At 66.9% G+C, this 21,923-nt stretch carries 20 protein-coding genes; 13 read left to right on the forward strand and 7 right to left on the reverse strand.

Translation table 11 applies throughout. The annotated features are described in order from the left end of the window. The first annotated feature begins 4 nt into the window (after positions 1-4). From ftsA to lpxC, 3 genes are all read left to right on the forward strand, one after another. Entirely contained in the window at positions 5-1,231 is a 1,227-nt protein-coding gene (gene ftsA / locus ACVN9Z_RS11345; protein WP_006217473.1) for a cell division protein FtsA, read from the forward strand. Positions 1,232-1,421: 190 nt separating this feature from the next. Next, entirely contained in the window at positions 1,422-2,606 is a 1,185-nt protein-coding gene (ftsZ, locus tag ACVN9Z_RS11350; RefSeq protein WP_006388786.1) for a cell division protein FtsZ, read from the forward strand. Between the two features lie 239 nt (positions 2,607-2,845). After that, positions 2,846-3,769 carry a UDP-3-O-acyl-N-acetylglucosamine deacetylase gene (gene lpxC / locus ACVN9Z_RS11355; RefSeq protein WP_006388787.1) on the forward strand — a complete coding sequence of 308 codons (924 nt, stop codon included), beginning with the start codon at positions 2,846-2,848 and terminating at the stop codon, positions 3,767-3,769. Between the two features lie 199 nt (positions 3,770-3,968). Here the strand turns inward: lpxC and ACVN9Z_RS11360 are convergent, their stop codons facing one another. After that, complete coding sequence (locus tag ACVN9Z_RS11360; protein WP_006388788.1) at positions 3,969-4,376, reverse strand: flagellar hook-length control protein FliK; 408 nt, start codon at positions 4,374-4,376, stop codon at positions 3,969-3,971. Between the two features lie 127 nt (positions 4,377-4,503). On the opposite strand from ACVN9Z_RS11360, the gene ACVN9Z_RS11365 reads away from it, so the two are divergent. The 6 genes from ACVN9Z_RS11365 to ACVN9Z_RS11390 all read left to right on the forward strand — a co-directional run bounded on the left by ACVN9Z_RS11365 (position 4,504) and on the right by ACVN9Z_RS11390 (position 12,797). Next, positions 4,504-5,487: a M23 family metallopeptidase gene (locus ACVN9Z_RS11365; RefSeq protein WP_006388789.1), complete on the forward strand. Its 984-nt coding sequence runs from the start codon at positions 4,504-4,506 to the stop codon at positions 5,485-5,487. A gap of 175 nt (positions 5,488-5,662) precedes the next feature. Next, positions 5,663-8,398: a preprotein translocase subunit SecA gene (gene secA, locus ACVN9Z_RS11370; protein WP_024067752.1), complete on the forward strand. Its 2,736-nt coding sequence runs from the start codon at positions 5,663-5,665 to the stop codon at positions 8,396-8,398. Positions 8,399-8,410: 12 nt separating this feature from the next. Further along, complete coding sequence (locus tag ACVN9Z_RS11375) at positions 8,411-9,130, forward strand: VOC family protein (protein WP_006388791.1); 720 nt, start codon at positions 8,411-8,413, stop codon at positions 9,128-9,130. A 184-nt stretch (positions 9,131-9,314) separates the two neighbouring features. Continuing rightward, positions 9,315-10,058, forward strand: a complete 744-nt coding sequence (locus ACVN9Z_RS11380) for a GntR family transcriptional regulator (protein WP_035183781.1) — start codon at positions 9,315-9,317, stop codon at positions 10,056-10,058. Continuing rightward, positions 10,055-11,044 carry a tripartite tricarboxylate transporter substrate binding protein gene (locus tag ACVN9Z_RS11385; RefSeq protein WP_006388793.1) on the forward strand — a complete coding sequence of 330 codons (990 nt, stop codon included), beginning with the start codon at positions 10,055-10,057 and terminating at the stop codon, positions 11,042-11,044. Before ACVN9Z_RS11380 ends, ACVN9Z_RS11385 begins: the two co-directional genes overlap by 4 nt. A 58-nt stretch (positions 11,045-11,102) precedes the next feature. Further along, positions 11,103-12,797, forward strand: coding sequence for a thiamine pyrophosphate-binding protein (locus ACVN9Z_RS11390; protein WP_020925128.1), 1,695 nt, complete (start codon positions 11,103-11,105; stop codon positions 12,795-12,797). 89 nt (positions 12,798-12,886) lie between these two features. Here the strand turns inward: ACVN9Z_RS11390 and ACVN9Z_RS11395 are convergent, their stop codons facing one another. Then, positions 12,887-13,423: a cysteine dioxygenase gene (locus ACVN9Z_RS11395; RefSeq protein ID WP_458213392.1), complete on the reverse strand. Its 537-nt coding sequence runs from the start codon at positions 13,421-13,423 to the stop codon at positions 12,887-12,889. 165 nt (positions 13,424-13,588) lie between these two features. Between ACVN9Z_RS11395 and ACVN9Z_RS11400 the strand changes: the two genes are divergently transcribed. From ACVN9Z_RS11400 to ACVN9Z_RS11410, 3 genes are all read left to right on the forward strand, one after another. Then, on the forward strand, positions 13,589-14,368 hold the full coding sequence (locus ACVN9Z_RS11400; protein ID WP_006388797.1) for an SDR family oxidoreductase: 780 nt from the start codon (positions 13,589-13,591) through the stop codon (positions 14,366-14,368). A 90-nt stretch (positions 14,369-14,458) separates the two neighbouring features. After that, positions 14,459-14,917, forward strand: coding sequence for an Lrp/AsnC family transcriptional regulator (locus ACVN9Z_RS11405; protein WP_006388798.1), 459 nt, complete (start codon positions 14,459-14,461; stop codon positions 14,915-14,917). Between the two features lie 230 nt (positions 14,918-15,147). Beyond that, a complete protein-coding gene (locus tag ACVN9Z_RS11410) occupies positions 15,148-15,759 on the forward strand; it encodes a gamma-glutamylcyclotransferase (protein WP_006388799.1) in 612 nt (203 codons plus the stop codon). 37 nt (positions 15,760-15,796) lie between these two features. Here the strand turns inward: ACVN9Z_RS11410 and pagP are convergent, their stop codons facing one another. From pagP to ACVN9Z_RS11430, 4 genes are all read right to left on the reverse strand, one after another. Then, the gene (pagP, locus tag ACVN9Z_RS11415; protein ID WP_006388800.1) at positions 15,797-16,351 is read right to left on the reverse strand and encodes a lipid IV(A) palmitoyltransferase PagP; all 555 of its coding nucleotides are present in this window, start codon (positions 16,349-16,351) and stop codon (positions 15,797-15,799) included. A gap of 133 nt (positions 16,352-16,484) precedes the next feature. Continuing rightward, entirely contained in the window at positions 16,485-17,957 is a 1,473-nt protein-coding gene (gene mgtE / locus ACVN9Z_RS11420; RefSeq protein ID WP_006388801.1) for a magnesium transporter, read from the reverse strand. Positions 17,958-17,967: 10 nt separating this feature from the next. Further along, positions 17,968-18,378, reverse strand: a complete 411-nt coding sequence (locus tag ACVN9Z_RS11425) for an acyl-CoA thioesterase (RefSeq protein WP_006388802.1) — start codon at positions 18,376-18,378, stop codon at positions 17,968-17,970. 103 nt (positions 18,379-18,481) lie between these two features. Further along, positions 18,482-19,573, reverse strand: a complete 1,092-nt coding sequence (locus ACVN9Z_RS11430; protein WP_070780800.1) for a YeiH family protein — start codon at positions 19,571-19,573, stop codon at positions 18,482-18,484. A gap of 139 nt (positions 19,574-19,712) precedes the next feature. Between ACVN9Z_RS11430 and ACVN9Z_RS11435 the strand changes: the two genes are divergently transcribed. Next, positions 19,713-20,609: a LysR family transcriptional regulator gene (locus ACVN9Z_RS11435; RefSeq protein ID WP_006388804.1), complete on the forward strand. Its 897-nt coding sequence runs from the start codon at positions 19,713-19,715 to the stop codon at positions 20,607-20,609. Between the two features lie 53 nt (positions 20,610-20,662). Here the strand turns inward: ACVN9Z_RS11435 and ACVN9Z_RS11440 are convergent, their stop codons facing one another. Then, positions 20,663-21,859 (reverse strand): M20 aminoacylase family protein, encoded by a 1,197-nt coding sequence (locus ACVN9Z_RS11440; protein WP_047992640.1) that lies wholly within the window; start codon positions 21,857-21,859, stop codon positions 20,663-20,665. Positions 21,860-21,923: the final 64 nt, after the last annotated feature.

Consider the following 21,923-nt stretch of genomic DNA (forward strand, 5'->3'; position numbering starts at 1 on the left):
CGCCATGACCCGTGACATCAAGGACCTCATCGTCGCCCTCGATATCGGCACCAGCAAGGTGGTGGCTGTGGTGGCTGAAATCCTGCCCGAAGGGCGATTCGAAGTGCTCGGCCTGGGCCAGCACGAGTCGCGCGGCATGCGCAAGGGCGTGGTCGTCAATATCGAGACCACTGTGAATTCGATTCAGCGCGCGCTTGAAGAAGCCGAGCTGATGGCAGATTGCAAGATCCGAGACGTCTACACCGGCATCGCCGGCAGCCATATCCGCAGCTTCAATTCCAGCGGCATGGTCGCCGTCAAGGACAAGGAAGTCACCGCCACCGACGTCGCCCGCGTCATCGAGACCGCCAAGGCGGTGAACATCCCGACCGACCAGCAGGTGCTGCACGTGCTGACGCAGGAGTTCATCGTCGACGGCCAGGAAGACATCCGCGAGCCGATCGGCATGAGCGGCCTGCGCCTGGAAGTGCGCGTGCACATCGTGACCGGCGCCGTCAGCGCCGCGCAGAACATCGTCAAGTGCGTGCGCCGCTGCGGCCTGGAAGTGCAGGACCTGATCCTGCAGCCGCTGGCCTCCAGCCTGGCCGTGCTGACCGCCGACGAAAAGGAACTGGGCGTCGTCCTGGTGGATATCGGCGGCGGTACCACCGACGTGGCGATCTTCACCGGCGGCGCGATCCGCCACACCGCCGTGCTGCCGATCGCCGGCGACCAGATCACCAACGACATCGCGGCCATGCTGCGCACGCCGACGCCCGATGCCGAGGAAATCAAGCTGCGCTACGGCGTGGCCAAGCAGGTGCTGGCGAGCCCGGACGAGTCCGTGGAAGTGCCGGGCCTGGGCGACCGCGGCCCGCGCCAGGTCAAGCGCCAGGCGCTGGGCGCCGTGATCGAGCCGCGCGTGGAAGAACTGTTCACGCTGGTGCAGCAGGTGGTGCGCGACTCCGGCTACGAGGACCTGCTGGCTTCCGGCGTGGTGCTGACCGGCGGCTCGGCGCAATTGCCCGGCATGATCGAACTGGCCGAGGACGTGTTCCTTAAGCCGGTGCGCGTGGCGGTGCCCGAATACGAAGGCAGCCTGGCCGACGTGATGCGCAATCCGCGCTTCTCGACGGTGATGGGCTTGCTGCAGGAAGCGCGCATGCAGCGCGTGCGCGGCCGCAAGGTGGCCGCGCAGACCGGCAATTTCAAGAGCCTGCTGGCGCGCATGAAGGAATGGTTCATGAATTGAAGAGGGGGGCAGGTTGGGGCCTGCTCCTTGGCACGATCCGCGGCGGTAGGGCGGGCCGGGCCAGAAAGGGGAGGCGTCTCAAACCCGTTGCGGACCAAAGCAGTCGGCTTCGGCTTTGAGGCGATTCACAAAATATAGGTTGTTGGGGAATTTTTGTGATTTGCAAAATCGGACTTGTGAGGGAGTCATCATGATGAACTTTGAGATGCTTGAGAACAACACCAAAGGGACCGTAATCAAGGTCGTTGGTGTGGGCGGTGCGGGCGGCAATGCCGTCGCGCACATGATTCGCAGCGGCGTGCACGGCGTGGACTTCATCTGCGCCAACACCGATGCGCAGGCACTGGCGGCGACCAACGCCCCGGTGCAGATCCGCCTGGGCCGCACCGGCCTGGGCGCGGGCGCCAAGCCCGAGCAAGGCCGCGCGTCGGCCGAAACCGCGCGTGAAGAGATCCGTGCCGCCCTGAACGGCGCGCACATGGTCTTCATCACCGCGGGCATGGGCGGCGGCACCGGCACGGGCGCAGGCCCGGTCGTGGCCGAAGTCGCCAAGGAGCTGGGCATTCTGACGGTGGGCGTGGTCACCAAGCCCTTCACGTTCGAAGGCAACAAGCGCCTGAAGATGGCCGAGGACGGCATCGCCGAACTGGCCAAGCACGTGCATTCGCTCATCGTGGTGCTCAACGAGAACCTGTATGAACTGATGGACGAGGACGCGACGCAGGAAGACTGCTTCCGTTCGGCCGACGACATCCTGCACAACGCCTGCGCGGGTATCGCCGAAATCATCAACGTCGAAGGCAACGTCAACGTCGACTTCGAAGACGTCAAGACGATCATGGGTGAGCAGGGCCAGGCCATGATGGGCACGGCATCGGCTTCGGGCGCTGACCGCGCCCGCGTCGCCGCCGAGCACGCCATCGCCTGCCCGCTGCTGGAAGGCGTGGACCTGAACGGCGCGCGCGGCGTGCTGGTCAACATCACCGCCAGCCGCTCGCTGAAGATGCGCGAAACGCGCGAAATCATGGAAACGATCCGCAGCTACGCTTCGGACGACGCCACCGTGATCTTCGGCACCGCCTACGACGAATCGATGGGTGAAAACCTGCGCGTGACCGTGGTTGCGACCGGCCTGGGCCGTGCGCAGGCGCGTCCGCAACTGGTGCAGAACACCGCCGAGGCGCTGCGCACCGGCACCGACAACCTGCCCATGGGCACGATGCCGGCCGCCGGTCAGGGCGACTACCGCAATCTGGACATGCCGTCTGTCATGCGCAACCCGCGCAGCCAGGCGTCGGCCCAGGTGCGCGCGCTGGAAAGCTCGGGCATGGATCATTTCGACATCCCGGCATTCCTGCGCAAGCAGGCGGATTGAACCTGGAGCCTGGTTTCAGGCTCCTATGCACTCCCTCATCTCCGGCCTGCCTGTCCCCGCGGGCAGGCCGGAGGCGGAGCGGTCCGTTTTTCGTTTGTATGATGTGAATCGGGGACGGTTTTATCGGTCGGTCCTGACGCTTTGATGGCGTTGAGAACCGGACAGAGTTACAATACGTCAGTTACGCCGGCAATCTCTTGTCATCTTGCCGGCTTCCTGGCTCAAAATACCTTAGTCTCATGTTCCGACAGCGCAGCATTCAGAATCTCGTCCGCACGACAGGCGTCGGCGTCCACTCCGGACGGCGGGTCGAGCTCACTCTGCGTCCGGCGGCGCCCAATACGGGCATCGTGTTCCACCGCGTCGATCTGCCCGAAGTCGTCGACCTGCCCGCGCAGGCCACTGGCGTGGGCGATACGCGCATGGCCTCGGTGCTGCAGCAGGGCAACGTGCGCGTGTCCACGGTGGAACATCTCATGTCGGCGCTGGCCGGCCTGGGCATCGACAACCTGCATATCGACCTCACTGCCGAAGAAGTCCCCATCATGGACGGCAGTGCGGCAACCTTCGTGTACCTGTTGCGCTCGGCGGGTATCGTCGAGCAGAACGCGCCGAAGCAGTTCATCCGTGTGTTGAAAACGGTGGAAGTGCGCGAGGGCGAAGGCCGCAACGAGAAGTGGGCCCGGCTCGAACCCCATGAAGGGTACGCGCTGGCGTTCTCGATCGACTTCCGCCACCCCGCCATCGACTCAACCGCCAATTTCGCCGAAATCGACTTCGCCACCCATTCGTACGTGCGCGAGATCGCGCGCGCCCGCACCTTCGGCTTCGTCAACGAAGTCGAGGCGCTGCGCTCCATGGGCCTGGCCCGCGGCGGCAGCCTGGACAACGCCATCGTGATGGACGAGTACCGGGTGCTGAACAGCGATGGGCTGCGCTACGACGACGAATTCGTCAAGCACAAGATCCTGGACGCCATCGGCGACCTGTATCTGCTGGGCAAGCCCCTGGTGGCGCGCTACGTGGCCTGCAAGTCGGGCCACGGCCTGAACAACCAGCTGGCGCGCGCGCTGCTGGCGCAGCGCGATGCCTGGGAACTGGTGAGCTACGAATCGCAGGCCGAGGCGCCCCAGGCGTTCCGGCACGAATGGCAGCTGGCCTGAGGCCGGCTTGCCGCTGATGGTCGGTGCGCCGGGGGTCGTCCCCGGCGGACTACCGGCCATTTTCATTTGGATGGCGCCGATGGTTGCCATCCGACCGTCGCGCCCACACCCTGCGGGTGCAGGCCGTGGGCTCATCCTGTCGCGCCATCCGGCCATTGCGGCCATCCGAAAGACTGGCATCCGGACAAGCCCGGCTATCTCAGCTACTCTTGTGGTGCTTCAATAGCCTGGCGACCGCGTCGGCCAGCGGGCCGGGACGCAGGTTGTCATGCAGGGTTTCAAAGGCGCCCAGCGCCGCGTCTCCCAGCGGTTGCGCCTCTTTGGGAGGCAGCGGCTTGCGGGCGCCGGGCTTGGGCAGGCCGGCTTGTACCTTCACGGCAATTTCGTTAAGGTTCCAGCCTTGGTCGGCCAAGGCCTGCGCGATGCGCGGGGCCAATTGACGCATCTTCGCCGCGTGCGCGGCACTGGGCACCACCAGTTGAAGGCGCTGGTTTTCCAGCTTGCCTACCTGGCAGACGGAGCCCAACGGGGCGGGCAGGATCGCCGCCACCGCATATTGGATTTGCAAGTGCTTGCGGGCGGTCGCCAGTACCCCGGCGCCCCGCATGTCATGACCCAGCCATCCCAGGGCGGTATTTTCCCCTCGCCGGCTGGAACTGGAACGTTGACGGTATGAAGTGGGTCTATTCATCCCGGCTCTGAGAATTAGGAAGCAAACCTTGAAAATCGTGATTATGCACGCCCGCGACGGGCAGGACGGGCATTTCACCCTGGGAGGCGCGCGCTTGGCGTTGTTTCTGGGGGGCGCCCTGGTGACGGCCGCCATCTTCGGCGCCGCGCTACAGCGCTACATTACTCCCATCCTGCCCGCCGTACATACGGTGGGATGGCCTTTGTCCGAACAGCCGGGGCGCGACGCCGATTTCCTGCGCGGCAACATGAACCTGCTGGCCGCCAAGGTGGGCGCGCTGCAGGCCAAGCTGGCCAGCATCGACGGGCTGGGCCAGCGGGTGGCCCAGGTCGCCGGGGTGGCCTACACCGATCCTGAAGTGGCCAAGCAACTGGCCTCCGCGCCAGCCGAGGCGCCCCATGCGCCCGAAGCCACCCAGGTCATGGATGATCTTTTCACCGAGGGCACGCCGCCTTCCGCGGCTTCGGCCGAGGAGCTGGGACGCCAGCTGGACGAGATCCAGGAACGGCTGGCCCTGCAGACCGACAACCTCAAGCTGCTGGATGCGGCGCTGACCCGGCGCTCGGCCGATCAGGCCCGCATGCCGACGGCGATGCCGATCACCGACTATCCCTACCTGAGTTCTTCCTACGGTTGGCGCCGCAATCCGGTGACCGGACGTTCCGCCATGCATGAAGGGCTGGATTTCGCCGCGCCGCCGGGCACGCCCATCCTGGCCGCCTCGGGAGGGGTGGTGCTGGAAGCCAAATTCCATCCCGGCTACGGCAATATGGTCGAAATCGACCATGGCGATGGTCTGATTACGCGTTACGCCCACGCCTCGTCGCTGATGGTCAAGCAGGGCCAGTTGGTCGAGCGCGGCCAGCAAGTGGCGCGCGTCGGATCCTCGGGCCGTTCCACCGGGCCGCACCTGCATTTCGAGGTCCGGCTGGCGGGGCAGCCACTGGATCCGCGCCTGTTCCTGGGGCCGCAGCAGAACGCGCCGCCGACGGTGGCCCAGGCCGGCGCCGGCACGGCCGCGCGCTGAATCCCGATCCGGGCTACAGTGCCTGCCTGGCCATAGTGCCAGGCTATTACGCGCCAGGTGCGTTAAACTGGTTCGTTTCCCAGCGGACCCCCGCTCAACCAATAACATCAAGTCACGGGCGACGCCGCCCTCTGCCCATCGCGGGCGCGGCGGGGCTCGTGCGGCCGACATACGCATGGTTTCTCTGCTCAAAAAACTCATAGGCAGCCGCAACGACCGGCTGCTTAAGCAGTATCGCAAGCTGGTAACCCAGATCAATGGGCTGGAGCCCAAGATCTCCGCGCTCTCCGATGCGGAGCTGGCGGCCAAGACCGAGGAGTTCCGCTCCCGTCATGCCCAGGGCACGTCGCTCGACGACCTGCTGCCCGAAGCCTTCGCCGTCGTGCGCGAGGCGGGCAAGCGGGTGTTCGGCATGCGCCACTTCGATGCGCAGCTGCTGGGCGGCATTGCCCTGCACAGCGGCAAGATCGCCGAAATGCGCACCGGTGAAGGCAAGACGCTGATGGCGACGCTGCCGGTCTACCTGAACGCGATCGCGGGCAAGGGCGTGCACGTGGTCACGGTGAACGACTACCTGGCCCGCCGCGACGCCGAGTGGATGGGGCGCCTGTACCAGTTCCTGGGCCTGACCACGGGCGTGGTGGTGCCGCAGCAGCCGAACGAGGAAAAGAAGGCCGCCTACGCCGCCGACATCACTTACGGCACCAATAACGAATTCGGTTTCGACTACCTGCGCGACAACATGGAATACCGTGTTGAGGACCGGCGCCAGCGCGCGCTGTTCTATGCGATCGTCGACGAAGTGGACTCGATCCTGATCGACGAGGCGCGCACGCCGCTGATCATCTCCGGCCAGGCCGAAGACCACACCGAACTCTACATCCGCATGAACGCGGTGCCGCCGCTGCTGACCCGCATGGCCAGCGAGCCCAAGCCGCAGGAGCCGGAACCCGAGGGCGACTACTGGGTCGACGAAAAGAGCCAGCAGGTCTACCTGTCGGAAGCCGGCCACGTCAACGCCGAAGGCATCCTGGCGCGCCTGGGCATCCTGCCCGAAGGCGAATCGCTGTACGACCCGCGCCACATCGCGCTGATGCACCACCTGATGGTGGCGCTGCGCGCCAACACGCTGTTCTTCCGCGACCAGCAGTACGTGGTGCAGGACGGCGAAGTCATCATCGTCGACGAATTCACGGGCCGCCTGATGGTGGGCCGCCGCTGGTCCGACGGCCTGCACCAGGCGGTCGAGGCCAAGGAAGGGGTGAAGATCCAGCACGAGAACCAGACGCTGGCCTCGATCACCTTCCAGAACTACTTCCGCATGTACGAGAAGCTGTCCGGCATGACCGGCACGGCCGACACGGAAGCGTACGAATTCCAGGAAATCTACGGGCTCGAGACGGTCATCATCCCGACCAACAAGCCCATGATCCGCAAGGACCAGAACGACCAGGTCTTCAAGACGGACACGGAAAAGTACAACGCCATTCTCGAAGACATCCGCGACTGCCACGAGCGCGGCCAGCCGGTGCTGGTGGGCACCACCAGCATCGAGAACTCCGAGCTGCTGTCGGGCCTGCTGAAAAAGGCCAAGCTGCCCCACGAAGTGCTGAACGCCAAGCAGCACGCGCGTGAAGCCGAGATCGTCGCCGAAGCCGGCAAGCCGGGCCACATCACCATCGCCACCAACATGGCGGGCCGCGGCACCGACATCGTGCTGGGCGGCAGCGTCGACAAGCAGGTCGACCTGATCCGCGCCGACGAATCGCTGTCCGAAGCCGAAAAGACCGCCCGCATCGAAAAGGTGCGCGCCGACTGGAAGCCGCAGAACGAGCAGGTCAAGGCCGCCGGCGGCCTGCGCATCATCGGCACCGAACGCCACGAATCGCGTCGTATCGACAACCAGCTGCGCGGCCGCGCCGGCCGCCAGGGCGACCCGGGTTCGTCGCGCTTCTACCTGTCGCTGGAAGATTCGCTGATGCGCATCTTCGCGGGCGACCGCGTGCGCGCCATCATGGAACGCCTCAAGCTGCCCGAGGGCGAGCCGATCGAGGCCGGCATGGTGACGCGCTCCATCGAGACCGCGCAGCGCAAGGTCGAGGGCCGCAACTTCGACATCCGCAAGCAGCTGCTGGAATACGACGACGTCGCCAACGACCAGCGCAAGGTGCTGTACTCGCAGCGCAATGAAGTGCTGGAAGCGGCCAGCGTCGGCGCAATGGTCGAGAACCTGCGCGATGCCGCCGTGGTCGACCTGTTCAATACCTACGTGCCGCCGGAATCGGTGGAAGAGCAGTGGGACATCCCGGCGCTGCAGAAGGCGCTGGAGGCCGACTGGCAGATCCATCTGCCGTTGACCGAGATGCTCGAGAAGGAAGCTTCCCTGACCGACGAAGACCTGCGCGAACGCGTGGTCGCCGCGGCCCGCGACGTCTACCAGGCCAAGGTCGACCAGGTCGGCACCGAATCGTGGTCGCAGTTCGAGCGTTCGATCATGCTGCAGGCGATCGACACGCACTGGCGCGAGCACCTGTCGGCGCTGGACTACCTGCGCCAGGGCATCCATCTGCGCGGCTATGCGCAGAAGAACCCCAAGCAGGAATACAAGCGCGAGGCCTTCGAACTGTTTTCGGGCATGCTGGACCGCATCCGCGACGACGTGGTGCGCGTGCTGATGACGGTGCGCGTGCAGTCGTCCGAGCAGGTCGAGCAGGCCGAGGCCGAAGCGGCCCAGTCGCACGTGCAGAACGTGCAGTACCACCACTCCGACTACGACGAGGCGCTGGCCCAGTCGGCCGACGACACGGGCGCCCAGCCGGTGCGCAACGCGCTGCCCAAGGTGGGCCGCAACGATCCGTGCCCGTGCGGCAGCGGCAAGAAGTACAAACAGTGCCACGGCAAGCTGGTCTGAGCGGATAACGCCATGCTGCATGCCGTCGGCCAGACCGAGTTCGACCACGCCGTGGTCATGGTGCGCGACCGGCTGGATGCGCTGGCGCCGCACTTCGAGCGCCAGGGCTTTCACCTGAGCGAAAAGGCGGTGCACAACCTGGGTTCGTGCAACCGCCTGATCGTGCTCGAAGGCACCTACGTCGAACTGCTGGGCTGGCCGCCCGGCGCGCCGCCGGCGCGCAAGGAAATCGCCGATTCGCCCTTCGGGCTCGAAGCGCTGGTGTTCCGCACCTACGACGCCGAGGCCACCCGCGAGCGCCTGCTCGCGGCCGGTTTCGCCGTCAATCCGATGCAGGAACTGTCCCGTCCGGCGATGCTGGACGGCCAGGAAGTCGAGGCCCGTTTCCATACCGTGCGTTTCGCCGAGCAGCCCCTGCCCGGCATCCGCATGTATTTCTGCCGCCACCTGACGCCCGAGTGCGTCTGGTCGCCCGAACTGATGGCGCATCCCAACGGCGCCCGTAGTCTGCTTCGCATCGACGCCCGCGCCGCGCAGCCGCGCCAGGTGGCCGAGCGGCTGGCCCTGGTGGCAGGCGTGACGGCCGAGGCCGTCGCGGGCGGCTGGGACGTGCCGCTGGCCAACCTGCGCATCCACGTGCGGGAAGACGCCATGGCGGCGACGCCGGTGTTGTCCACGCTGACGCTGGAAAATCGCGACGGCGCCCATTACACGCTCGATACCGGCGTCTGATCCTGTCCCGCCCGCGATCGCCGGGCGGGCGCCTTCCCCTTCCTGAAATCTTCCCGCTCACCCTTCCTGGGGGACGGATCGTGGCCGTGCGCGTTGCGGGCAAACCCGGGTTGTGAGGCGAAGTGTATGCACTTTAGTATGCACTTTATCCCCACCCCGGAGCGCCCTGGCGGCCCGCACGCTCATGACCTCATCCCGACCCGCAGCCCGCACCATGGCCGGCCAGGCCGAGCTGTACAACGCCGTCAAGGCGATGGCGGTGAGTTTCGAGTTCAAGCCGGGCGAACGCATCAACGAGGTCGAACTGGCCCGGCGGCTCAACGTGAGCCGCACGCCCCTGCGCGAGGTGCTCAACCAGTTGATGGTGGAGGGGTTCCTGACCCGCTCGGTTAACCGGGGGTTCATCGCCCGCCTGCTGGATGCCAAGCAGATTCACAGTCTCTATGAATACCGCGCGGTGCTCGAAGCCGGCATCGTGCGCGCTGCCTGCGAGCGCGCCACCGACGAGGAACTGGCAGCCTTGCGCGCCTTTGTCGAACGGTCCCGCGACGTGCCCGAAGACAGCGATGCGACCCGCCTGCTGGAACTGGACGAGGCGTTTCACCTGACCCTGGCGCGCTACTCGCGCAACGACGAATTCGTGCGGGCGCTGGAAAGCGTCAATGCCCGCATCCATTTCGTGCGCTGGATCGACATGCAGCAGGGGCGCCGCAGCCATACCCAGGCCGAACACATGCGCATCGTCCAGGCGCTGGAGCGGCGCGACGTCGACGCCTTGCCGGACATGATGCGCAGCCACATCGGCCGGCGGCTGGACCAGATCACCGATGTCATCCGCACCGGCTTTTCCACGATTTACATGCGGGACCAGGCCGAACCCGCTATCGCAGCGCCGGCCAACACCACAACAGCAGGGGAAAACACATGACCTACACAACCATGCGGCGCGCCTTGGCGGCCGTCTGCGCGCTCGCCGCGCTGGGGGGCGGCCTGGCCGCCGCGCCTGCCCGGGCGGAAGAAAAGCCGCTGATCCTGGTGGTGCCGTATCCGCCGGGCGGCAGCACCGACATCCTGGCGCGCATCCTGCAGCCGCGGCTGTCCAAGGAGCTGGGCGGCCGCGCCGTGGTGGTGGAAAACCGCCCGGGCGCGGCCAGCCAGATCGCCACCGCCTTCGTGGCGCGGGCCGAGCCTGACGGCAGCACGCTGCTGGTCAGCTTCGACAATCACGGCATCAATCCGGCGGTGAAACCCAAGCTGCCGTACGACACCTTCAAGGACTTCGTCGCCATCACCCAGACCGTGCGCTTTCCGCTGGTGCTCGGCGCCAATCCGGGCGTGCCGGGCGACAACCTGAAGGAATTCCTGGCGGCCGCGGCCAAGCAGCCGCCCAACAAGTTCAACTATGCCTCCACCGGCGTGGGGTCGCTGAACCACCTGGCGCCCGAAGAACTCAAGCGCCTGTCCAAGGTGGAGCTGCTGCACGTGCCGTATGGCGGCGGCGGGCCGGCCATCCAGGCCGTGGTGGGCGGCCAGGCCAACATGACCTGGCTGAGCTTTGCCGCGCTGCGCGGCCAGATCCAGGCCGGCAAGATCAAGCCGCTGGCGGTGGCCGGCGAAAAGCGCCTGCCGGACCTGCCCAACGTGCCGACGGTGGCCGAGTCTGGCTTCCCAGGGTTCGTGGCCTATTCGTGGAGCGGCATGTTCGCGCCCAAGGGCACGCCCGAGGCGACCATCAAGAAGCTGACGCAGGCATTCAACACGGTGTTGGCCGATGCGGACGTCAAGAAGAAGCTGGAAGAGGCGGGCTTCGAGATCGTGGCGTCGAACGGCCCGGCGCTGGATGCCTACGTGAAGGCGGAGTACGACCGCTGGAGCAAGTTCATCAAGAGCAGCAACATCAATCTGGATAACTGAGCGGCCGGGGCGGGGCGCGATGGCGCGCCGCCCGGTCCGCGCATCGCGTGGAGAAGACATGGATACATTGACTGGCGCCGAAGCAATGGTGCGGATGCTGCAACACAACGGCGTCAAACATATTTTCGGCCTGTGCGGCGATACCAGCCTGCCGTTCTACGACGCGCTCTACCGGCTCGATCACGGCATGCAGCACATTCTGACCCGCGACGAACGCAGCGCCGGCTACATGGCCGACGCCTACGCTCGCGTGACCGGCAAGGTCGGCGTGTGCGAAGGGCCGAGCGGCGGCGGCGCGACCTATCTGCTGCCGGGGCTGGTGGAGGCCAACGAGTCGTCCATTCCGGTGCTGGGCATTACGTCCGATGTGGCGGTGGGCTCGCGCGGCAAGTACCCGCTGACCGAGCTGGACCAGGAGGCGTTGTACCGACCGCTGACCAAATGGAACCGCACCATCGATCGCGCCGATCAGATTCCCGGCATGGTGCGCGCCGCGTTCCGCGCCATGACCACCGGCAAGCCCGGCTCGGCGCACCTGTGCTTTCCCTATGACGTGATGAAGCAGCAGGTCGATGCCGCCGACGTCTGGGCCCAACCGGAACACGCGCAATTCCCGTCGCTGCGCTACGCGCCGGATCCGGCGGACGTGGCGCGCGCGGCGCAGCGCCTGGTGGGCGCGCGTTCGCCGGTCATCATCTGCGGCGGCGGCGTGGTGATCGCCGGCGCCAGCGGCGCGCTGCAGGAACTGGCCGAGAGCCTGAAGGCGGCGGTGTGCGTGACCGTCAGCGGCCAGGGCAGCCTGGCCGACACGCATCCGCTGAACGCGGGCGTGGTGGGGTCGAACGGAGGCGTGATGGCCACGCGCGACGTGGTGGCCGCCGCCGACGTTGTGCTGTTCGTCGGTTGCCGCGCGGGTTCGACCTCGACCGAGCACTGGCGCTTCCCGAACCGCGACGTGCCGATCCTGCACATCGATATCGACCCGATGGTGATCGGCGCCAACTACCTGACCGAGGTCGGCATGGTGGGCGATGCCAGGCTGGCCTTGCAGGCGCTGGGCGCCGAGGTGCGCGAGCGCCTCGCGCACCGGCCATCCGACGCGGCCGATGGCGCGGTGCTGGCGGGCCGCGCCAAGGCCGCGCGGCGCGCGCAGCTGGAGCCGCTGGCGAGCAGCCTGGACGCGCCGATCCGTCCGGAACGCGTGGTGCAATCGCTCAATCGCCTGCTGCCCGACGACGCGGTGGTGTGCGCCGACCCCGGCACGCCATGCCCGTACTTCTCGGCCTACTACGATGTGTCGCGGCCCGGCCGCCATTTCATCACCAACCGCGCCCATGGCGCATTGGGGTTCTCGATGTCGGCGGCGCTGGGCGCCTGGGTCGGGCGGCCGAATGCCAAGTGCGTGTCGGTGATGGGCGACGGCAGCTTCGGCTTCACGGTCGGCGAGCTCGAGACCATCGTGCGCCACAAGGCGCCGCTGCTGATGGTGGTGTTTTCGAACTCGGTCTATGGCTGGATCAAGGCCAGCCAGAAGGCCGGCTACGACAAGCGCTATTACAGCGTGGACTTCGACCGCACCGACCACGCCCGCATCGCCGAGGCCTATGGCGTGAAGGCCTGGCGGGTCGAGGACCCGGCCAAGCTGGACGCGGCGATCAAGGCGGCCATGGAGCATGACGGCCCGGCGTTGATCGACGTGGTGGCGCAGCCGTTGCAGGATGCGGCGGCGCCGGTCAGCCAGTGGATGGGCTGAAGGCCAGGCAGGGAATGCGAAGCGGGGCCAGGGTTGGCCCCGCTTTTTTCATGGGCTCGATGCCGCGGGACGGGCGCCGTGGCGCGCGTTCAGTGGGGCGCCGGCGTGGGCACCAGATGGTTGACGCCGGTGCAGAGGTCGGCCTGGTCGACTCCGTAGATGTGCAGCGACACGGCGACGCCCGGGCCGGCGTTGCCGAGGCGGTGGATCTGATGCAGGCCCTGGGTTGCGGTGACGATGTCGCCCGGGCGGCGGCTGACCTGGCCGCAGGGCCGGGCCGCGCCCGCCGCCGGATCCCAGCGGTAATGGGTTTCGACCAGCTCGCCTTGCAGCACCTGGTAGGTGCACCAGGTCTTGTGGCCGTGCACCGGGCTGAATTGCCCCGGGCGCCAGATCAGGTAGGCGACGGTGAAGGCGCCGTGCGGATCGGCATAGGCGATGTGGCGGGTGTAGTGCTCGGGCCGGCCGTCGCGCAGGTCTGGTGGCAGCGCGCGCAGCATGTCGCCCGCATTGGCGACGTTGGCGGCAAGCTCGCGCAGGAAGGCGCGCGCCGCGCTCATCTGGGCGGCCTGCACCGATTCACACAGCGTACGCAGGTCGGCGGTGGCGAGTGGAAGGTTGGGCATGGTGGCACGCCTGAAGGACAAGCCTTCATCTTAGGGATTCGGGTTGGAATGCCTTTGCCAAATTGGCCCGTGTCGAACCGATGTTTAGAAAAAAATTCCACCCCCGCGCGCCGCCCCGGCTCCTATACTGGTTCGCTTCTTGGTACCACTCTGGAGGGGGTTGGCATGGATCTCGGGATCAGCGGCAAGACGGCACTGGTATTCGGCGGCAGCCGCGGCATGGGCCGCGCCTGCGCCCTGCAATTGGCGCGCGAGGGCGTGGCGGTGACGATCGCCGCCCGCAATCCGCAGACGCTGGAGCAGGCGGCGGCCGAGATCTCGCGCGTGGCGGGCATCGGCGTGGGCTGGGTCTCGGCCGACCTGACCCGTCCCGAAGGGCGCGATGCCGCGTTGGCCGCCTGCCCGCGTCCGGACATCCTGGTGAACAACGCCGACGGTCCCATGCCGGGCGATTTCCGCGATTGGTCGCACGACGACTGGATCGCGGCGCTGGACGCGATGATGCTGGGCCCGATCGACATGATCCGCCGCGTGGTCGACGGCATGATCGAGCGGCGCTTCGGCCGCATCGTCAACATCGTGTCGCGCAGCGTCAAGGCGCCGCATGCCGAACTGGGGCTGTCCAATGGCGCGCGGGCGGGGCTGATCGGCTTTGTCAGCGGCCTGGCGCGGCAGACCGTCAGGCACAACGTCACCATCAACAACTTGTTGCCCGGCGCCTTCGCCACCGATGCGCAGGCTCGCCATATCCGCGGCATGCTGGAAGAGGGCGGCAAGACCTTCGAGCAGCTGTGGGACGAGCGCGGCCGCGCCAGCCCGGCCGGCCGCTATGGCCAGCCCGAGGAGCTGGGCGCGCTGTGCGCCTACGTCTGTTCGGCGCAGGCCGGCTACATGACAGCGCAGAACATCCTGCTCGATGGCGGCGGCTACCCGGGCACGTACTGACGCCGCGCCAAGGGCCGCCTAGGGTGTTCCTCGGGTGGACGGCGCGCAGGCGCCAAGGCAAGATGCGCCGATACCGCTTGAGGAGCCTCCATGGACCAGACCGACATCAAGATCCTGGCGTTGTTGCAGAAGGATGCCACCTGTTCGGTCGCCGAAATCGCCGAGCAGGTCAACCTGTCCGTCACGCCGTGCTGGCGCCGCATCCAGAAACTCAAGGACGACGGGGTCATTGCGCGCAATGCGATCCTGCTGGATCCCCGCGCGCTGGGCCTGAACCTGACCGTGTTCGTGTCCATCAAGACCAGCCAGCACAACGAGAAGTGGACCCAGAGCCTGATCAACGCGGTCATGGCGCTGCCCAACGTGGTCGAATTCCATCGCATGGCCGGGGATATCGATTACCTGCTCAAGGTGGTGGTCGAGGACATGGCGGCCTATGACCGCTTCTACCGCCGCCTGATCGCCGCCGTGGACCTGCTGGACGTGAGCGCCAGCTTTTCCATGGAAGTGATCAAGAGCACCACCGAGCTGCCGCTGGACGCGCTCTGACCGGCTGCCGGCCCGCGGGCGGCGTGTCCCCGCGCCGCGGCGCCGCGCGGGCCCGTGGCGGCGGCCTAGCGCCCGGACGCAATTTTTTTCTCCGGCGCGCGGCCGCCGCGAATACAAATTTCTTTCCGCGTGTTGCAGGCGCCCCATCTCGCAATTCTTTTGCGCGGCAGGCGGCGTAGCATATCCATCGTTCCCGCCATGGGAATGAACCCGGGATATCAGAGGACCCTATGTCGTTGGCAGTACCCGCCGGCTGCGCCGGACTGGCGAAGACGCTACCCGCGTCGGTGGAAGATCTTTTGGTTGGATGGAATGGCACCGACGACCTGTGGGTGTTCGCCTATGGTTCCCTGATCTGGCATCCCGGCTTCGCGTGGCGCGAACGCCGCCTGGCCACCGTGCGTGGCTACCATCGTTCGCTCTGCCTGTGGTCGCACGACCATCGCGGCTCGCCCGACAATCCCGGCCTGGTGTTCGGGCTGGACCGCGGCGGCTGCTGCCGCGGCGTGGCCTTCCAGATCGCGGCCTGCGATGTCCCCACGGTGTTCGCGGCGCTGTGGCGCCGCGAGATGGTGACCGGCGCCTACACGCCGCGCTGGCTGACCTGCCATACCGACCAGGCGCCAGTGCGCGGGCTGGTGTTCCTGCTCAATCGCGCCTGCCAGGAATACGCCGCCGACCTCACCGATGACCGCCTGCTGGCGTCGGTGCGCAATGCGGTGGGACATTCGGGTCCGTGCCTGGACTACGTGGTGGAGACCGAGAAGGCGCTGCGCGCCCACGGCATCGACGATTGGCGCCTGGGCGAGCTGGTGCGCCGCCTGGGCATGCAGCCCTGCTGAACGCGCGGGCCGCCGCCGGCGCGGCGGTGCCTGGCCGTCAGAAGGACCAGCGGCCGAACATGAACAGCACGTTGCCGGCGCCACGCGAGCCGGGGATGTAGGTGGCGTACAGCATGGTGTCCTTGTAGCCGGCCGAGACCAGTGGCAGCACGCCGGGGAACGGCACGTAGCTCATGATGTCGTGGCGTGCCGTCAGGAACACGGTGTAGCCGGCGCCGAGCCGGAAATTCTCGCTGACCCGTCCGATCTTCAGGAAGCCGTAGCCGGCGATCGGTTCGACCTTGCTGTGCGAATCCAGGAACGCCATGGCGTACAGGCCCTGCCAGTCGCCGTCTTCGTCGTAGATGCTGCGTCCGTAGCCGCCGCCCCACGCCAGTTCGTTGAAGCTGTTGATCTTGTCGCGGCTGTACATGGCGCGGTTGTGCCAGGCGTAGCCGCTGAAATAGAGGTCATTGCCGCCTTCCGTCCAGATCTGGTCCAGGCGGTTGCAGGCGGATTGGGCCCACGAGGGCAGGTTTTCGCAGGCATGCGCGGCGGCGCTGAAGGTCGAGAGCAGCAGGCAAAAAAGCACTGCCCGGAGTCTGGCGGTCATTGCGGAAACACGAAAGATGATGACAACCCCGTTACTGTAACGGAGCGCCTGTCATCTTTACTGTCACGCAGCTGTCAAATGCGGGCCTGGGACATGCCGTGAAACAATCACGTGCAGGTCCGTTGTGGACGCGCTACAGCAGGAAAATGGTGGCCAGTCCCAGGAAGATGAAAAAGCCCAGCGAGTCCGTGGCGAAGGTCAACAGCACCGACGAACCCATGGCGGGATCCTTGCCGAAGCGGGCCCGCACCATCGGCACCAGCACGCCGACCGAGGCGCCCACCAGCATGTTGCAGACCATGGCGGCCATCATCACCAGCGCGATCGAGATCGAGTGCGAGATCGCCCAGGCGAACAAGGCCGCCACCAGGCTGCCGCACAGGCCCACCATCAGGGTCACGAACAGTTCGCGCTTGACCAACTGCCACAGGTTGCGGCCGGTGATGCGGCCCATGGCCAGGGCGCGGATGATCAGCGTCATGGTCTGGTTGCCCGAATTGCCGCCGATGCCGGCGACGATGGACATCAGGAAAGCCAGGATCACGATCTGGCTGACCGTGCCCTCGAATTGCGAGGCCACGAACGAGGCCGTGGCGGCGGTACAGAGGTTGAACAGCAGCCAGGGCGCGCGGTTGCGCAGCGCCGTGCTGACCGGCGCGAAGATGTCCTCTTCCTGCAGGCCGGCGCGCGACAGCGCCTGTTCCTGGGAGTCTTCGCGCATCACGTCGACCACGTCGGCGATGGTGACGCGGCCGATCAGGCGGCCCTGGTCGTCCATCACGGGGGCCGAAACCAGATCGTAGCGCTCGAATGCGCCGGCGGCGTCGGCGTCGGAATCGAGCGGATTGAGTGTCAGGAAGTCCGAGTTCATGACCGCGCGCACTTCGGTCTCGGGTTCGCTGACCAGCAGGCGCGACAGCGGCAGGATGCCCTGCAGCTTGTCCTGGCGGTCGACCACGAAGATCTGGTCGGTGTGGTCGGGCAGTTCGTGCAGGCGGCGCAGGTAGCGCAGCACCACTTCGAGCGTGACATCCTCGCGCACCCGGACCATTTCGAAGTCCATGATGGCGCCGACGCTGTCTTCCGGATAGCCCATGGCTTCCAGCAACTGGGCCCGTTCTTCCTCGGTCAGGCCCTTCTGCACCTCGGCCACCACGTCCGGCGGCAGGTCGGGCGCCAGGTCGGCCAGCTCGTCGGCATCCATGTTGCCGGTGGCGGCCACCAGGTCCTGGCGGTCCATCGCTTCGATCAGCGATTCGCGGACCCAGTCCTCGACCTCGAGCAGCACGTCGGCGTCGTGCTCGGGGCTGACCAGCTTCCAGATGGACTGGCGTTCGTCCTTGGGCAGCGATTCCAGGATGAACGCGATATCCGCGGGATGCAGGCCGTCCAGCAGGGTCTTGAGTTCCGCCTCGTGCTGGCGGTGCACCAGGTCTTCGACCAGGTTGGCCTTGGCGTCGCCTTCTTCCTGGCGATGCACCAGGTCGGCGACCAGTTGCTGGCGGCGCAGGCGTTCCTGGACTTCGGCCAGGGCGTGCTGCGCGTCTTCCGGGTCGAGGCGGCGGGGCGTCGCGGGTGGTTTCTGCGCGGCGGCGGACTGCGTCATGCGTTACGACTCAAAGAATGGGAAGAGGGCGGCTGCGCCGCGCTTCGTCGGTGGCGACGTAGGTCAGCGTGGCCTCGGTGACCTTGACGACTTCGGCGTCCAGGCGCTGGCGTTCCGCGTAGACCTCGACCGACACGGTGATGGAGGTCTTGCCGGTCTTTACGATGGACGCGTAGAAACTGAGCAGGTCGCCCACGAACACGGGTTGCTTGAACTGGAAGGCGTTGACGGCGACGGTGGCCACGCGGCCGGCCGCGCGGCGGGCGGCGGGAATGGACCCGGCGATGTCGACCTGGGACATGATCCAGCCGCCGAAAACGTCCCCGTGGATGTTGGCATCCGCCGGCATCGGCATGACGCGCAATACGGCGTCGCGATTGGCGGGCAAGGTCGTGAAGGGAGTTTTGGTGCTGGAGGTCATGCGGCCGGCTCCAATGCAAGGCAACCAGCCGATTATGCAGGAAAAACGGGGCGCCGGCGCGGGCCGGCGCCCCGCCGAGGCGCTTTATCGAAGCCGGCGCGGATCAGGACGCAAGCTTGACGATGCCGTAGCCGCCGACCAGCAGCCAGGCGTACAGGATCAGGCCCAGCGCCATCACGCGCGGACCGGCCTTGCGGATGTTGGCGAAGCGGGTCTCGATGCCCAGCGCCGTCATGGCCATGGTCAGGGCGAAGACGTCCAGGCGGCGGATGGCGGCGACGACGTCGGCCGGGATGATGTTGAGCGAGTTGACGATGGCCAGGACCAGGAAGCCGACCGCGAACCAGGGGATCGGCAGCTTGGCGCCCTTGGCGTTGCCGCCGGCGTGGCTGGCGGCGCTGCGCAGGTACAGGCCGAGGATCAGCAGCACCGGCACCAGCAGGGCGACGCGGGTCATCTTGACGATGGTGGCCACTTCCGTGGTGGCGGGGTCGATGTTGCTGGCCGCGCCGACCACCTGCGCCACTTCGTGGATGGTGCCGCCGATGTAGATGCCCAGCGCCTGGGTGTCGAAAGGCAGCCAGCCGGCGTGGTACAGCACCGGATACAGGAACATCGAAAGCGTGCCGAACAGCACCACGGTGGCCACCGCCACGGCGCTCTTGTGCGGCTGCGCGCGCAGGGTCGGCTCGAAGGCCAGCACGGCCGCCGCGCCGCAGATGGCGCTGCCGGCGGCGGTCAGCATGGCGGTGTCGCGGTCCAGCCCCAGCATGCGCTGGCCGACCCAGGTGCCCAGCAGCAGCGTGCCCACCACCACCGCCACCGACACCGCCAGGCCGGGCAGGCCGACGGCGGCAATCTGCTGGATGCTGATGTTCAGGCCATAGAAGGCCACCGCGATGCGCAGCAGGCGGCGTGCGGTGAAGTTGACGCCCACGCCCCAGTCGGCCGGCATGGTGCCGCGCAGGAAGTTGCCGTAGAGCATGCCGCATACGATGCCGACCACCAGCGGCGAAAAGCCCAGTTGGCGGATGGCGGGGAAGTCCGCCAGCTGCATGACCGCGGCCGACATGAGACCGACGAACAGGACGCCGTTGAGCTTGTCGCGCCAGGGCGTGGCGGTGGCGGCCGGCGCGCCGGCAGTTGCGGCAGGCGCGGCGGCGGATGACGGGGCGGTCGTGGTGGCGGTGCTCATGGCGGGCCTTTCTGCATATCTAAATAACTAGGCGAAATATTAATTTCGGCGCTGTTATTTGGAAAATTTTCATTTTTGATATGAAATATCAGGAATTCTGATATCAGTGCCGCTATGGCCGCCGGCTCGCGGCGAACTCATGACTCCCGATCAATTGCTGACCTTCGCCACCGTGGCCGACGCCGGCAATATCAGCCGCGCCGCCCAGCAGCTCCATCTGTCGCAGCCGGCGGTTTCGGGCCAGTTGCGGGCCTTGCAGGAATGGTTCGGCGAGCCGCTGTATCGCCGCAGCGGCCACGGCATCGCCTTGACCGAGGCGGGCGAGCGCCTGGCCGAGCAGGCGCGCCAACTGCGCCAGGTGTACCGCCAGGCGCAGGCCGTGCGCGAATCGTGGCGCGGCCTGGAAACGGGCGTGCTGCGGTTGGGGGCCAGTACCACGCCGGCCAGCTACCTGCTGCCAGGCCTGGTGGCCGATTTCCGCCATGCCTTTCCGGCCGTCAGCCTGCACCTGTCCGATGGCAATACCCGGGAAATCGTCGAACGCCTGCCGGCGCTGGACCTGGCCTTCATCGAAGGCGACGTGCCCGCGGGCCTGCCGGCCGACACCGCCGTGCATGCCTGGCGGCAGGACGAGGTGGTGGCCATCGTGCGCGCCGACCATGCCCTGGCGGGCAAGGGCGCGGTCACGCTGCGGGATCTGGCGGCTTCGCCGCTGGTGATGCGCGAACCCGGTTCGGGCGTGCGGCGGCTGGTCGAGCGCGCCTTCACCGATGCCGGCCTGGCGCCCTCGGTCGGCTTGGAGCTGGCCGGGGTGGAAGGCGTGAAGCAGGCCGTGCGCGCCGGCCTCGGCGTGGGGTTCGTGTCGGCCATGTCGATGCGGCACGAGGATGGCGCGCTGGCGGCGCTGCGGCTGTTGCCGCGACCCTTGACGCGCACCTTGAGCATCCTGGTGCCGCATGCCGACGCGGCCGCGCGCGCCGCCCAGCGCTTCCTGGCGATGTGCCAGGCAGTGCGGGCGGGGCAGGGAGTCATCTAGCGCGGGGAAGCCGTTGCCTTCTTCGTGAGGCAGGCGCCTTTCCCGGCGCCGCGTCAGGCCTTGGCCAGGCGCTTGAGCGCCAGCTGTACCCAGTAGGTGCCGCCCAGCGGCAGCAGTTCGTCGTTGAAGTCATAGCTGCCGTTGTGCAGCATGCACGGGCCCAGGCCATGGCCGGCGGCGCGGTGATCGCCAACGCCGTTGCCGATCCAGACGTAGCAGCCCGGCAATTCCTGCAGCATGAAGGCGAAGTCCTCGGCGCCCATGGTCGGCTGCACGTGGTCGTTGACCTTGTCGTCGCCGACGATGTCGCGCATGACTTCGGCACAGAAAGCCGCTTCTTCCGGATGGTTGATGGTGGGCGGGTAGTTGCGCTGGAAGGTGAATTCCACTTCGCAATCCATCGCCGCGCAGGTGTGGCGCGCGATCTCTTCCATACGGCGTTCGATCAGGTCCAGCACCTCCAGCGTGAAGGTGCGCACCGTGCCGCGCAGTTCGGCGTGGTTGGGCACCACGTTGTCGGCGCTGCCGGCGTGGATCTGCGTGATGCTCAGCACCGCCGCGTCGAGCGGGTTGCGATTGCGCGTGATGATGGTCTGCAGCGATTGCGCCAGCTGCACCGCCGCCATGACCGGGTCGATGCCCAGGTTGGGCATGCCGGCGTGGGTGCCCTTGCCCTTGATGACGATGGAGAACTCGTTGCTGGAAGCCATGATGGGACCGGCGGTCACGCCGAACTGGCCGGGCGCCATGCCGGGCCAGTTGTGCATGCCGAACACCGCTTCCATGGGGAAACGCGTGAACAGGCCGTCGTCGATCATGCGCTTGGCGCCGCCGCCGCCTTCCTCGGCGGGTTGGAAGATGACGTAGACCGTGCCGGCGAAGTCGCGGTGCTGCGACAGGTAGCGGGCGGCGGCCAGCAGCATGGCGGTGTGGCCGTCGTGGCCGCAGGCGTGCATCTTGCCGGCGTGCTTGCTGGCGTGGGCGAAGGTGTTGGCTTCCTGCATGGGCAGGGCGTCCATGTCGGCGCGCAGGCCGACGGCGCGCTCGCCGGGACGGTCGCCGCGGATGATGCCGACCACGCCGGTGCCGCCGAGGCCGCGATGGATTTCAATGCCCCATTCCTCGAGCTTGGCCGCCACCACGTCGGCGGTGCGGAATTCCTCGAACGCCAATTCGGGATGCGCGTGGATGTCGCGCCGGATCTGGGAGATATCGTCGCGCCAGGCAACGATGGGATCGAGCAGTTTCATGGGAAGAACCAGGCGGAATTTGGGAACGCAACAAGGTTATCATCATTCAAAAACCAATTTAATG

Source organism: Achromobacter sp. KK8 (assembly GCF_054188005.1).